This is a genomic window from Pseudomonas sp. S2_A02 (assembly GCF_054668495.1).
This window is the reverse complement of sequence record NZ_CP162776.1, coordinates 4,819,661-4,832,990: the sequence shown is the minus strand read 5'-3', so window position 1 is coordinate 4,832,990 and position 13,330 is coordinate 4,819,661. Positions and strand designations below refer to the sequence as shown.

Annotated in this window: 11 protein-coding genes; 6 read left to right on the top strand and 5 right to left on the bottom strand. The window is 59.1% G+C overall.

Annotated elements, in window-relative coordinates; genetic code table 11:
* Positions 1 to 26: 26 nt before the first annotated feature.
* From AB4O41_RS22175 to AB4O41_RS22165, 3 genes are all read right to left on the bottom strand, one after another.
* Positions 27 to 1,124, bottom strand: a complete 1,098-nt coding sequence (locus AB4O41_RS22175; protein ID WP_460144713.1) for an amino acid ABC transporter permease — start codon at positions 1,122 to 1,124, stop codon at positions 27 to 29.
* Positions 1,125 to 1,134: 10 nt separating this feature from the next.
* Positions 1,135 to 2,316 carry an amino acid ABC transporter permease gene (locus AB4O41_RS22170; protein WP_460144712.1) on the bottom strand — a complete coding sequence of 394 codons (1,182 nt, stop codon included), beginning with the start codon at positions 2,314 to 2,316 and terminating at the stop codon, positions 1,135 to 1,137.
* A 65-nt stretch (positions 2,317 to 2,381) separates the two neighbouring features.
* Complete coding sequence (locus AB4O41_RS22165) at positions 2,382 to 3,413, bottom strand: amino acid ABC transporter substrate-binding protein (RefSeq protein ID WP_367372879.1); 1,032 nt, start codon at positions 3,411 to 3,413, stop codon at positions 2,382 to 2,384.
* A gap of 468 nt (positions 3,414 to 3,881) precedes the next feature.
* Here AB4O41_RS22165 and AB4O41_RS22160 point away from each other — a divergent pair, with 468 nt between their 5' ends.
* From AB4O41_RS22160 to AB4O41_RS22140, 5 genes are all read left to right on the top strand, one after another.
* Positions 3,882 to 4,538, top strand: a complete 657-nt coding sequence (locus AB4O41_RS22160) for an alpha/beta hydrolase (RefSeq protein ID WP_460144711.1) — start codon at positions 3,882 to 3,884, stop codon at positions 4,536 to 4,538.
* A gap of 85 nt (positions 4,539 to 4,623) precedes the next feature.
* Positions 4,624 to 6,111, top strand: a complete 1,488-nt coding sequence (gene rhlB, locus AB4O41_RS22155) for an ATP-dependent RNA helicase RhlB (protein ID WP_217854429.1) — start codon at positions 4,624 to 4,626, stop codon at positions 6,109 to 6,111.
* Between the two features lie 140 nt (positions 6,112 to 6,251).
* Positions 6,252 to 7,199: an ornithine cyclodeaminase family protein gene (locus AB4O41_RS22150; protein ID WP_460144710.1), complete on the top strand. Its 948-nt coding sequence runs from the start codon at positions 6,252 to 6,254 to the stop codon at positions 7,197 to 7,199.
* A gap of 149 nt (positions 7,200 to 7,348) precedes the next feature.
* Positions 7,349 to 8,476 (top strand): NAD(P)/FAD-dependent oxidoreductase, encoded by a 1,128-nt coding sequence (locus tag AB4O41_RS22145; protein WP_460144709.1) that lies wholly within the window; start codon positions 7,349 to 7,351, stop codon positions 8,474 to 8,476.
* 99 nt (positions 8,477 to 8,575) lie between these two features.
* Positions 8,576 to 9,217 (top strand): helix-turn-helix transcriptional regulator, encoded by a 642-nt coding sequence (locus tag AB4O41_RS22140; protein WP_038981650.1) that lies wholly within the window; start codon positions 8,576 to 8,578, stop codon positions 9,215 to 9,217.
* A gap of 119 nt (positions 9,218 to 9,336) precedes the next feature.
* Here the strand turns inward: AB4O41_RS22140 and AB4O41_RS22135 are convergent, their stop codons facing one another.
* A complete protein-coding gene (locus AB4O41_RS22135; protein WP_460144708.1) occupies positions 9,337 to 10,113 on the bottom strand; it encodes an ABC transporter substrate-binding protein in 777 nt (258 codons plus the stop codon).
* A 232-nt stretch (positions 10,114 to 10,345) separates the two neighbouring features.
* Entirely contained in the window at positions 10,346 to 11,527 is a 1,182-nt protein-coding gene (gene hmpA / locus AB4O41_RS22130) for an NO-inducible flavohemoprotein (protein ID WP_460144707.1), read from the bottom strand.
* A gap of 146 nt (positions 11,528 to 11,673) precedes the next feature.
* Between hmpA and norR the strand changes: the two genes are divergently transcribed.
* Positions 11,674 to 13,227 carry a nitric oxide reductase transcriptional regulator NorR gene (norR, locus tag AB4O41_RS22125; protein ID WP_460144706.1) on the top strand — a complete coding sequence of 518 codons (1,554 nt, stop codon included), beginning with the start codon at positions 11,674 to 11,676 and terminating at the stop codon, positions 13,225 to 13,227.
* Positions 13,228 to 13,330 lie beyond the last annotated feature (103 nt).

Sequence of the window (13,330 nt, the reverse complement as noted above, 5' to 3'; positions counted from 1 at the left end):
GAGAACTTCCTAAATTAGGTACTGCTTTAGCGCTTGTGGCCAGTGTCCAGCTTGCGTTCCAAATGCATGGAATAGCGGGACATACCAAAACAGAAAATCCAGAACACCAGGGCCGCGAACACATAGCCTTCAGTGGCCATGCCCAGCCATTTCGGGTCGGCGGCGGCTTGCTTGACGCTGTTGAGCAAGTCGAACAGGCCGATGATGATCACCAGGCTTGTGTCCTTGAACAGCGCAATGAAGGTGTTGACGATGCCAGGGATCACCAGCTTCAGGGCTTGCGGCAGAATCACCAGGCCCATGCTGCGCCAGTAACCGAGGCCCATTGCTGCAGCCGCTTCGTATTGACCTTTGGGGATCGCTTGCAGACCGCCACGCACCACTTCAGCGATGTAGGCCGACTGGAACAGGATCACGCCGATCAGCGCCCGCAGCAGTTTGTCGAAGTTCATGCCTTCGGGCAGGAACAACGGCAACATCACCGAAGACATGAACAGCACCGTGATCAACGGTACGCCACGCCAGAATTCAATGAAGGTCACGCAGACCACACGAATCGCCGGCATGTTCGAACGCCGACCCAAGGCCAGAACGATACCCAGCGGCAATGCGCCGACGATACCGACGGTAGCGATCACCAGGGTCAGCATCAGGCCGCCCCACTGGCTGGTCGCCACGGTGCTCAGACCGAACAGGCCACCGTGCAGCAGGAGGTAGGCAATGATCGGATAGAGCACCAGAAAGCTCAGGCCATAGATTGCCTTGTGTGGAACGCGTGCGACGAACAACGGCGCCACGCCAATCACCGCCAGCCACACGGTCAGGTCTACGCGCCAGCGCAGCTCTGTCGGGTAGTAGCCATACATGAACTGGCCGAAGCGCTGCTGGATGAACACCCAGCAGGCGCCCTCCTTGGTGCAATCGGCGCGAGTGGTGCCGACCCAGTTGGCGTCGAGAATCGCCCAGCTCACGATAGGCGGAACTATCAGGTAGATCAGATAGAACGCGAACAGCGTCAGCAGGGTGTTGATCCAGCTGGAGAACATGTGCGCCCGCATCCACGCCACGACACCGATGCTGCTGCTCGGTGGTGGCATGTCAGGTTTGAAAGTATGAGTCGTCATGCGCTTTTCCTTACCGCTCGATCAGCGCAATGCGCTTGTTGTACCAGTTCATCAGCAGGGAAATGCTGATACTGATTGCCAGGTACACGCTCATGGTGATGGCAATGACTTCGATCGCCTGCCCGGTCTGGTTCAGCACCGTACCGGCAAACAACGACACCATCTCCGGATAACCGATACCGGCCGCCAGCGAGGAGTTCTTCGCCAGGTTCAGGTATTGGCTGGTCAGCGGTGGAATAATCACGCGCAGGGCTTGCGGGATGATCACCTTGCGCAGGGTCGGACCGTTGCGCAATCCCAACGAGTGCGCCGCTTCGGTCTGGCCATGGCTGACCGACTTGATGCCCGAACGCACGATCTCGGCGATAAACGCTGCGGTGTACACCGTCAAGGCCAGGGTCAGCGCCAGCAGTTCCGGGATCAGCACCCAGCCACCGACGAAGTTGAAGCCCTTGAGTTCCGGCATTTCCCAGTGCAGTGGCGCGCCGAAGATCAAGGCGCACAGCGCAGGGATCACCAGGAACATCGCCAGGCCGACCCAGAACTTGTGAAACGGTACGCCGGTCGCTTCGAAACGCTTGGTAGCCCAGCGGCTCATCAGCACGATAGCCACAATGGCCACGACGATGCTCGCCACAAACGGCCAGAAACCGTCCGCCGCCAACGCTGCGGGCATGTTCAGGCCGCGGCTGCTGACGAAGAAGGTGTCGCCGAAGTTATGGCTGTTGCGAGGCCCCGGCATGGTCAGGAACACCGCGAAGTACCAGAACAGGATTTGCAGCAGCGGCGGAATGTTACGGAAGACCTCTACATAAACCGTCGCCAGCTTGGCAATGATCCAGTTCTTCGACAGCCGTGCCACACCGACGATGAACCCGAGAATCGTCGCCAGGATCACACCGATAAAGGTGACCAGCAGGGTGTTGAGCAAGCCGATGACAAACACCCGGGCATAGCTGTCCGATTCGGTGTAGTCGATCAGGTGCTGAGCGATGCCGAAACCGGCGCTGCGCTCCAGAAAACTGAAACCGGAGGTAATGCCCCGGTGTTGCAGGTTTGTTTGAGTGTTGTCGAACAGGTACCAACCCATCCCGACCACGGCGACAACCGTGATGATCTGAAACAGCCACGCACGCACTCGTGGATCGCTGAGGCTGAGCCTCTGCTTTGGTGCGCCGATTGAATTTTGCATGAAGTGCCCCGGAAATAATGGAACAGAACATCACCCGGTGGTTGGCCCACCGGGTGATAGAACCATCAGCGCACTGGTGGTGCGTATTGAATGCCGCCGTTGGTCCACAGGGCGTTCAAGCCACGGTCGATTTCCAGCGGAGTGCTCTTGCCGAGGTTTTTATCGAAAACTTCGCCGTAGTTGCCGACTTGTTTGACGATTTTAACTACCCAGTCTTTCGGCAGTTTCAGATCCTTGCCGTATTCACCGTCGCCACCCAGCAAACGGGCAACGTCCGGATTCTTGGTCGACTTGGCTTCGGCTTCGACGTTCTTCGAAGTGATGCCGGCTTCTTCAGCGTTGAGCATGGCGTAACCCGTCCAGCGCACGATGGCCAGCCACTCGTCGTCGCCATTACGCACGACCGGACCCAGAGGTTCCTTGGAGATCGTTTCCGGCAGAACGACGTAGTCTTTTGGCGAGGCCAGTTTGCTGCGCTGTGCGTACAACTGTGACTTGTCGGAGGTCAGCACGTCGCAACGACCGGATTCCAGCGACTTGGCGCTTTCATCGGAGGTGTCGAAGGTGATCGGGGTGTACTTCAGGCCATTGGCGCGGAAGTAGTCGGACACGTTCAGCTCGGTGGTGGTACCGGCTTGAATACAGATGGTTGCGCCATCCAGTTCCTTGGCACTTTTCACGCCCAGCTTGCTGTTAGCCAGGAAGCCTACGCCGTCGTAATAGGTGATGAAGCCAGGAAACTTCAGGCCCATGCCCGCGTCACGGGAGCTGGTCATGGTGGAGTTGCGCGACAGCATGTCGATTTCGCCGGATTGCAAAGCAGTGAAACGCTCCTTGGCATTCAACTGGCTGAATTTGACCTTGGTTGCGTCGCCGAATACGGCAGCAGCTACAGCACGGCAGAAGTCAGCATCGATACCAACGATCTTGCCGGTAGAGTCCGGAACCGAGAAGCCCGGCAGACCATCACTCACACCACACTGTACGAAACCTTTCTTTTGCACTGCATCCAGGGTTGCACCCGCCTGAGCGAACCCACTGACACCGAGCACTGCGGCTGCAGTCACGATGGCCAGGGTGGATTTCAACATCTTCATTCAAACCTCCAGTTTTGCTCTTGTTGTGTCGGAGCTTGAGCCCTGTCGCACCCTTATGAGGCGTTGTTGACCCGTGTTGGCTTTTTTTAGGGTCAACCGACGCAGGACCGTCGCTATGAGTCTAGTAGGAGAAAATCCACATCATGGACAACTCCCTTCTCACCAATCGGCCGAACGGGCGGTAGCCCTTTCACGTTCGCGAAGCCCGTAGCGGCCTTTGGCGAACATCCATCACCGGATTCTTTGCTATCCCATGACTAGCCGTACACTGATAGTGTTACCGCCAGGCATGAGAATGGTGCACAGGTTTCCCTATAGCAAAGCCCGTACCAGACCGCTCGCTAAAGCGATTCAGCGACAGGTCAATAGCAAAACTTTCAGCCTTGCGACATCTTCTTAACTGATCAACCTGTTGCGCACTCCAACCTCGCACTTAAATGAGAGCGCATGCACAAATATGGAGCACCCATGACCGAGCCCTTGATTCTTCAACCCGTCAAGCCCGCAGACGCCTGCGTTATCTGGCTGCACGGGCTGGGCGCCGACCGTTACGACTTCCTGCCGGTGGCTGAAGCGCTGCAGGAAAGCCTGCTGACCACTCGCTTCGTCCTGCCCCAGGCACCGACTCGCGCCGTCACCATTAATGGTGGCTACGAAATGCCGAGCTGGTACGACATATTGGCCATGAGCCCGGCTCGCGCGATCAGCCGAGAGCAGCTGGAAACGTCCGCGCAACGGGTCTTTGATTTGATCGAAGAGCAGAAGGCCAGCGGAATAGACGCTTCGCGCATCTTTCTCGCCGGGTTTTCCCAAGGTGGCGCCGTGGTATTGCACACGGCCTTTCTGAAATGGCAGGGACCGCTGGGTGGCGTACTTGCCCTCTCGACTTACGCGCCGACCTTCAGCGATGAACTGGAGCTTTCCGCCAGCCAGCAGCGCATTCCGGTGCTGTCATTGCACGGCCAGTACGATGAGGTGGTTCAAAACTCCATGGGCCGGACCGCCTATGAGCATTTAAAGCAGCGTGGTGTCACCGTGACATGGCAGGAATACCCAATGGGCCACGAAGTGTTACCCGAAGAAATTCGTGACATCGGCGTCTGGCTCGCCGAGCGTTTGCGCTAAAAGCTACCCATTGATCCATCCCACTACGCCGCGCCCGATTCTTGCATTACACTGGCCGGCGTATATTCCTTAACCAATTGATGAGATGACCGTGCTCAAAGCACTCAAGAAAATGTTCGGTAAAAGCGAGACTGAGCAGCTCGCGCCAGTCTCCAGCGCTCCTTCTCATACTCCCAGCCACCGCACCGACGGTAATCAGCCTGGCCGGACCGCAACCGTAGCGGCACCGAAACACGAGCCGGTGACCACACCGACCGCCCCCGCAGCCCCGGCCATCGCCTCTGAGCAGCCGCGCAGCGAAGCCCCGAAGCCGGCAAAACCGCGCCGCGAACCAAAGCCAAAAGCGCCGGTTATTCCCTGGAAACTCGAAGACTTCGTCGTCGAGCCCCAGGAAGGCAAAACCCGCTTCCACGATTTCAAACTCGCCCCCGAACTGATGCACGCCATTCAGGATCTGGGCTTTCCGTATTGCACGCCGATCCAGGCGCAGGTGCTTGGCTTCACCCTCGCGGGCAAAGACGCCATCGGTCGCGCCCAGACCGGCACCGGCAAAACCGCCGCCTTCCTGATTTCGATCATCACTCAGCTGCTGCAAACCCCGCCGCCCAAAGAGCGCTACATGGGTGAACCGCGGGCACTGATCATCGCCCCGACCCGGGAACTGGTGGTGCAGATCGCCAAGGACGCAGCCGACCTGACCAAGTACACCGGCCTCAACGTCATGACATTTGTCGGCGGCATGGACTTCGACAAGCAACTCAAGCACCTCGAAGCCCGTCACTGCGACATTCTCGTCGCCACTCCGGGCCGCTTGCTCGACTTCAACCAGCGCGGCGATGTGCACCTGGACATGGTCGAAGTGATGGTGCTGGACGAAGCCGACCGGATGCTCGACATGGGTTTCATCCCACAAGTGCGTCAGATCATTCGCCAGACTCCGCCGAAGAACGAGCGTCAGACGCTGCTGTTCTCCGCGACCTTCACCGAAGACGTGATGAACCTCGCCAAGCAATGGACCACCGACCCGTCGATCGTCGAGATCGAAGCGCAGAACGTAGCCAGCGAAAACGTCGAGCAACACATCTACGCGGTGGCCGGTGCCGACAAATACAAACTGCTCTATAACCTGGTCAACGATAACGGCTGGGAACGGGTAATGGTCTTCGCCAACCGCAAGGACGAAGTGCGGCGCATCGAAGAACGCCTTGTACGCGATGGCGTCAACGCGGCGCAACTGTCTGGCGATGTGCCGCAGCACAAGCGCATCAAGACCCTGGAAGGTTTCCGCGAAGGCAAGATCCGCGTGCTGGTGGCCACCGATGTTGCCGGTCGCGGCATTCACATCGACGGCATCAGCCACGTGATCAACTTCACCCTGCCGGAAGTCCCGGACGACTACGTGCACCGTATCGGTCGTACCGGTCGTGCCGGCGCGGATGGCGTGTCCATCAGTTTTGCCGGTGAAGACGACTCCTACCAGCTACCGTCCATCGAGGCGCTGCTGGGTCGCAAGATCAGTTGTGAAACACCACCGACGCATCTGCTGCGGGCGGTTGAACGCAAGCGCCCGTAACCGGGAGTTTGCAGAAAGAGGCGCAGCCGGAAACGGACTGCGCTTTTTTTTCGTCCGGCTTTTTTCAACAGGAGCTTGCTCGAGACAACTAAAAGTCCATAATGGACAAATTAGTTTAATTCCAGCTCCCGGAGCCGACCATGTCCAGTACGCCTCACGTGATCACCCAACCTCAAGCCCGTGAACTGCTGACACAAATTGACGTGCCGCAGATCCTGCGCAAGCTGTTCCGCGACCTGGCCGCCGGGCAAGCCGTGCAGCCGGCGCAACAGCTGGTGGAATTCCCGCAGGGTGCCGGGGACTTCATCAACTACTTGGGTGTGCTGGCCGAAGACGGGGTATATGGCGTCAAGACATCGCCTTACATCGTGCGCGAGCAAGGCCCGCTGGTAACCGCCTGGACGCTGCTGATGTCGATGCAGACCGGCCAGCCGCTGCTGCTCTGCGATGCCGGTGAATTGACCACGGCTCGCACTGCCGCAACGACGGCGGTGGCGGTCGATGCCCTCGCGCCGCTGAAGGCCCAACGTCTGGCGATCATTGGCAGCGGCAAGGTGGCCCAGGCGCACCTGCACTACGTGAAGAACCTGCGAGACTGGCAAAGCATCAGCCTGTATTCGCCGAGCCTGCGCGGCAAGAATCCCGAAGCGCTGGCACAGCTCAAAAGCCTCGATCCACGACTGACCCTCGCCGACAGTTGCGAAGCCGCGATTCAGGACGCCGACGTGATCATGCTCTGCACCTCGTCCGCCGGACCGGTGATCGACCCGTCAATTTTGAGCAAGCCGGCGCTGATCACCTCCATCAGCACCAACGCCCCACGCGCCCATGAAGTGCCGCCGCAGAGCCTCAATGACATGCAGGTGTTCTGTGACTATCGTCAGACCACTCCGGGCTCGGCCGGCGAAATGCTGATCGCTGGCGAGCAGCATGGCTGGGACAAGCGTTCGATTGTCGGCGACCTGCCCGACTTGCTCAGCGAAAAAGTCCAGCGCCCCGAATACGATCGCCCGGTGTTCTTCCGCTCCATAGGCCTGGGCCTGGAAGACATCGCACTGGCCAATGCCCTTTACCAACTACAGCGCTAACACCACAACCCCTGTGGGAGCGAGCCTGCTCGCGATAGCGTCGGGTCAGTCGACATCGATGCTGGATGATTGACCGCTATCGCGAGCAGGCTCGCTCCCACAAGGGGACATCTTCAACATTGGCATTTGCGCCCCCACAGGAGACGTTCATGAGCCAGGCAGACTTCATCATCATCGGCGGCGGGATTGCCGGCGCTTCCACCGGTTTCTGGCTGTCGCAGCACGGGCGGGTGATTGTGCTTGAACGCGAATCCCATCCGGCCTATCACTCCACCGGACGCTCGGCAGCGCTGTTCACCGCCGCCTACGGCACACCGCAGGTTCGGGCATTGACCCAGGCCAGCCGCGACTTCTTCGACGCACCGCCGCCCGGTTTCTGCGAACACCCATTGCTGACCCCGCGCGGCGAGATAACCGTCGACTTCACCGGCGATCCGGCCGAGCTGAGCAACCAATACCTGAGCGCCAAAGCCACGGTGCCGGAAATGCAATGGCTCAGCGCCGACGAAGCCTGTGCGCGTCTGCCGATCCTGCGCCGGGAAAAAGTCCATGGCGCAATTTATGATCCAACCGCCAGCGACATCGATACCGACGCCCTGCATCAGGGCTATCTGCGCGGTATCCGGCGCAATAAAGGTGAGGTTCATACCGACAGCGAAGTATTGAGCCTGAGCCGTGATGCCGAAGGGCAATGGCAGGTTCAAACCAACACTCAGACCTTCAGCGCCCCGATCATCATCAACGCCGCCGGTGCCTGGGCCGACAAGATTGGCGAGCTGGCCGGCGCCCAACCGCTGGGCTTGCAACCCAAGCGTCGGGCAGCCTTTATCTTTGCCGGCCCCGAGGGCCTGGATATCCATGACTGGCCAATGCTGGTCAGCCTCGACGAATCCTTCTATATGAAGCCCGACGCCGGCATGTTCCTCGGCTCACCGGCCAACGCCGACCCGGTAGAACCCCACGACGTGCAGCCCGAAGAGCTGGACATCGCCATGGGCATTTACCAGATCGAAGAAGCCACCACCCTGACCATTCGCCGCCCGACCCGCACTTGGGCCGGCCTGCGCAGTTTCGTGCGCGACGGGGATTTGCTGTCCGGCTTCGATCAGCAGGTGCCGGGGTTGTTCTGGGTCGCGGCGCAAGGCGGCTACGGCATCCAGACGTCTCCGGCCATGGGCCAGGCCAGCGCTGCGCTGGTACGCGGTGAAGCCTTACCCGAGCAGCTCACCCGTTTCGGCCTGGACGCCGAGATGCTCTCCCCCGCCCGCCTGAGCTGATTCTGATCCTGCCTCTCAGGTGACGTGTCCACACGATTGCGGCAAACTTCCAGCGCCCCCTTTTTAACGGGGCGCTGACGCCGCCTGGAGTTCCACTGTATGAACGCACCTGAAAAAGACTCGGCCCTGGACGCTACGTCCATGGACAACTTCCGCGCGATTGCCGATGCGATCGCCACGTTGTTCTTCCCTCACGCCGAGGTGGTGCTGCACGACCTGCGCACGCAAAAGGTCGATTACATCGCCAACAACCTGTCCAAACGGGAAATCGGCGACGACTCGTCGCTGGAAGACATGCTCAGTGAAGAGGTCAGTGAACGAAACATCGGGCCGTACGAAAAGCTCAACTGGGACGGCCAGAAGATTCGCAGTCTCAGCAGCGTGCTGCGCGACAGCGAGGGTCGTCCGCTGGCGGTGTTGTGCATCAACCTGAACATATCGCTGTTCGAGAACGCGAAAGCGGCGCTGGATTTGTTCCTGTCGCCGACCAAGCTGATCCCGCAACCGGACTCACTGTTTCGCGATGACTGGCAGGAACGGATCAACACCTTTCTGCACGCCTGGTTGCGCGAGCGTCAGTTGAGCCTGAACGTGCTGACCCGCGACCACAAACGCGAACTGGTGCTGGCGCTGCACGCCGAAGGCGCCTTCAAAGGCAAAAGCGCCTCCAACTATGTGGCCAATGTGCTGAACATGGGACGGGCGACGGTGTACAAGCATTTGAAGGAATTGAAGGGCTGAGAGTTGAGATGTGTTCTGTCTGCCGAGGCCCCTTCGCGAGCAAACCCGCTCCCACATTCGATCGCATTTCTTCAGGAAGAACTCGATCAACAAGCGGGCTTGCTCGCGAAAACGATCGATCAATCGCCGTAGATATCCGACTTGAAATACTTCTGCGAAATCTTCTGATACTCGCCACTAGCGCGAATCTCGTCGATCGCCTTGTTCAGATCCGCCACCAACTGCGTGTTGCCCTTGCGCACGGCAATCCCGGCACCCTCGCCCACGTATTTCGGATCCTTGAGCTCCGGCCCGACAAAAGCGTAACCGGCGCCACGAGGCATCGCCAGGAAGTCACTCAACGGGATGGTGTCGGCAAAGATCGCATCGAGACGACCGGCTGCCAGATCCATGTAAATTTCTTCGTTGTTACCGTAGCGCTTGACGTTGATGCCTTTGGGTTCAAAAACCTCGGTGGCGTAACGGTCGGTAGTGGTTGCGCGTTGCACGCCGATATTCTTGCCCTTGAGGCTGGCGTACTGGTCATCCACCACGGCGCCGTCCTTCATCACCAGACGCGACGAGGTGAAGTAATACTTGTGAGTGAAATCCACCGACTTCTTACGGTCTTCGTTAATGGTCATGGACGATAGCGCCATGTCGATTTTCTTCACCTTCAGGGAAGGAATCAGACCGTCGAACTCGCCTTCGACCCACTCACACTTGACCTTCATCTGCGCGCACAGGGCATTGCCGATCTCGTAGTCAAAACCGACTATTTTGCCTTCCTGGGTTTTGGACGCGAACGGTGGATAAGCCGCTTCGATGCCGATGCGCAGGTTTTTCTCGGCGGCGAACAGGCTACTGCACGCCAACAGGCTCAAGGCCAGACCGGTGATGAGGGGGAATTTCTTCATATTCGTTCTCTCGCGGGTTGTTGTTGGTTTGGCAAGACAGAAGAAGCTGAAACAGGGAAGCACTTTTTTGTACTTATAATTCCATACTGGACTTTTACGTATTATCCGTCAATCGGGCAGACAGCCTTATATCCGGCCTCTGGTCGGGTGCTAGCCAAATGCAAAAAAGGCCGGGTCGGTGTTTCGCAAACAAGCGAAACACCGACCCGGCCCTCAGGAACCGCCCAGACAGTTATTCCAGCGCGGCAGCCGGCCCGAAGAACTCGTAACGGCTCTGCTTCTCTGGCACACCCAAGGCCTTGAGGTGACGCTTGATCGCCGCCATGAAGCCTTTAGGCCCCAGGAAGTACGCATCCACATCGCGCTGTTCCGGCATCCACTCGCCGAGTTGCTCCTGGCTCAACAGTCCAACCTTGTCCGCCGCCGGGCTGACGCCATCGTCTTCGGCGTAGCAATAAAAACGCTTGAGCTGCGGATGACGCTCGGCCAGGCCATCGATCCAGTCACGGAAAGCATGCACGCTACCGTTGCGCGCGCAGTGGATAAAGTGCACCGGCCGCTCGGTCGCCAGCGCCGCTTCGAGCATCGCCAGCGTCGGGGTGATGCCGACGCCACCACTGATCAGCACCAGCGGTTTGTCGCTGGCGGTCAGGGTGAAATCGCCCGCTGGCGGGAACAGCATAATGCTCGCGCCCACATTCAGTTGATCGTGCAAATGGTTGGAAGCGCGGCCGCCGGTTTCACGCTTGACGCTGATGCGGTACTGGCCCTTGTTGGCCAGCGCCGACAACGAATAGTTACGTCGAATTTCTTCGCCATCGAGGATCAGTTTCATGCCGATATACTGGCCAGGCTCTGCCGCGAGAATCGGGCCCTTGTCCGCCGGTTCGAAGTAGAACGAGGTGATTTCCGCGCTTTCCTCGACCTTGGCCGCCACGATGAACTCCCGCCCACCACGCCAGCCGCCCGGCGCCTGTGCTTTCTGGTCGTAGATGCTGGCTTCGGCGCCGATCAGGATCTCTGCCAATTGGCCATAGGCCGCGCCCCAGGCACTCATCACTTCAGGCGTGGCAATCTCTTCGCCCAGCACTTCGGAGATCGCTCGCAACAGGCAGCTGCCCACAATCGGGTAATGTTCCGGGAGGATTTGCAGGGCCACGTGCTTGTTGATGATCTTGGCCACCAAGTCGCCCAACTGATCGAGCTGGTCGATGTGCCGCGCATACATCAATACACCGTTGGCCAAGGCGCGAGGTTGATCGCCGCTGGCTTGGTGGGCCTGGTTGAACAGTGGGCGGACTTCCGGGTATTCGGAGAGCATCATGCGGTAGAAGTGAGTGATCAACGCTTCGCCGCCGCTTTCCAACAATGGCACGGTGGACTTGACGATGGCACGGTCTTGAACGCTAAGCATAAGAGCAACCCTGGGCTTTATATGAATAGCCTTTACATATCAGTTTCCATGCCAACAATTAAAACCTTATAAATCATATAGTTAAAAACACAGTAGTCATATCGACACACAACACTTTATAGTCATACCGACTACACGGAGTCATTATGACTGCAAAACTATTGCTCACGACCCTGCTGCCCCTGGTCTCCGACCTGTCCCGCGAATTGCCCGAAGGCGAGCGTTACCGACGCCTGCTCGAAGCCATGCGCGCTCTACTCCCTTGCGACGCCGCGGCCCTGCTGCGACTCGACGGCGAATGGCTGGTGCCGCTGGCGGTGGATGGATTGAGCACCGACACCCTCGGGCGACGTTTCAAGATCAGCGAACACCCGCGGTTCGAAGCGCTGCTCAGCAGTCCCGGACCGACTCGATTCGCCGCCGACAGCGATTTGCCCGATCCTTATGACGGTTTGGTCGATGGTCTTCACGATCACCTGGAAGTCCACGACTGCATGGGCTGCCCGTTGTTTATCGATGAGCGTCCGTGGGGTTTGCTGACCCTCGACGCGCTCGACCCTGAACGTTTCGAACCGATCGAACTGGACGCCCTGCAAGCCTTCGCCAGCCTCGCCGCCGCCACGGTCAACGCCGCCGAGCGCATCGAACGGCTGGCCAATCGCGTCGAAGACGAACATCAGCGCGCCGAGGTTTACCGTCAGGCCAGCAGCCAGCAGAGCCGCGAAATGATCGGCCAGAGCAAGACTTACAAACGACTGGTGGAAGAGATCAGCCTGGTGGGCGGCAGCGACCTGACGGTGCTGATCACCGGCGAAACCGGAGTCGGCAAAGAGCTGGTGGCCCAAGCCATCCACGCGGCGTCCCCACGGGCCGACAAACCGATCATCAGCCTCAATTGCGCCGCCCTGCCAGACACGCTGGTGGAGAGCGAATTGTTTGGCCATGTGCGCGGTGCTTTCACCGGCGCGACGAATGATCGGCGCGGCAAGTTCGAACTGGCCAACGGCGGCACATTATTTCTCGATGAAGTGGGCGAACTGTCGCTGACGGTGCAGGCCAAATTATTGAGGGTGTTACAAAGCGGTCAACTGCAGCGCCTGGGCTCGGACAAGGAACATCAGGTCGACGTGCGATTGATTGCAGCGACCAACCGCGACCTGGCCGAAGAAGTGCGCAGCGGTCGCTACCGTGCCGACTTCTATCATCGCCTCAGCGTTTACCCGCTGCTGGTGCCCGCACTGCGCGATCGCGGTCGGGATGTGCTATTGCTCAGCGGCTATTTCCTGGAACAAAACCGCTCACGCATGGGCCTCAACAGCCTGCGCCTGACCAGCGATGCGCAAGCGGCATTGTTGACGTATGACTGGCCGGGGAACGTGCGGGAGTTGGAGCATTTGATTGGTCGCAGTGCCTTGAAGGCGTTGGGTAACTGCAAGCAACGGCCGAAGATTCTCAGTTTGAGCGCGGCAGATCTGGACTTGCCCAATGGCAGCGTTGAACCCGCGCCAGAATCGGTGGATGCTGCGCCGGCGGCTGTGTTGGTTTCAGGGGATTTGCGTGAAGCCACCGAGCATTATCAGCGCCAACTGATCAGCGCTTGCCTGGAACGGCACCAGAACAACTGGGCCAGCGCGGCGCGGGAACTGGGTCTGGATCGAGCGAACCTTGGACGAATGGCCAAGCGCCTTGGAATGAAGTGACGGCCTCATCGCGAGCAGGCTCGCCCCCACATTTGATCTTTATGAGACACACATATTGTGTTCGGCGAAAATCCATTGTGGGAGCGAGCCGGCTCCGGGCGGC

Coding starts and splice junctions, on each gene's coding strand:
- norR (WP_460144706.1), top strand. CDS start 11,674: ATGACTGCAAAACTATTGCTCACGACCCTGCTGCCCCTGGTCTCCGAC.
- AB4O41_RS22145 (WP_460144709.1), top strand. CDS start 7,349: ATGAGCCAGGCAGACTTCATCATCATCGGCGGCGGGATTGCCGGCGCT.
- AB4O41_RS22170 (WP_460144712.1), bottom strand. CDS start 2,316: ATGCAAAATTCAATCGGCGCACCAAAGCAGAGGCTCAGCCTCAGCGAT.
- AB4O41_RS22140 (WP_038981650.1), top strand. CDS start 8,576: ATGAACGCACCTGAAAAAGACTCGGCCCTGGACGCTACGTCCATGGAC.
- AB4O41_RS22160 (WP_460144711.1), top strand. CDS start 3,882: ATGACCGAGCCCTTGATTCTTCAACCCGTCAAGCCCGCAGACGCCTGC.
- AB4O41_RS22135 (WP_460144708.1), bottom strand. CDS start 10,113: ATGAAGAAATTCCCCCTCATCACCGGTCTGGCCTTGAGCCTGTTGGCG.
- AB4O41_RS22175 (WP_460144713.1), bottom strand. CDS start 1,124: ATGACGACTCATACTTTCAAACCTGACATGCCACCACCGAGCAGCAGC.
- AB4O41_RS22165 (WP_367372879.1), bottom strand. CDS start 3,413: ATGAAGATGTTGAAATCCACCCTGGCCATCGTGACTGCAGCCGCAGTG.
- hmpA (WP_460144707.1), bottom strand. CDS start 11,527: ATGCTTAGCGTTCAAGACCGTGCCATCGTCAAGTCCACCGTGCCATTG.
- rhlB (WP_217854429.1), top strand. CDS start 4,624: ATGACCGTGCTCAAAGCACTCAAGAAAATGTTCGGTAAAAGCGAGACT.
- AB4O41_RS22150 (WP_460144710.1), top strand. CDS start 6,252: ATGTCCAGTACGCCTCACGTGATCACCCAACCTCAAGCCCGTGAACTG.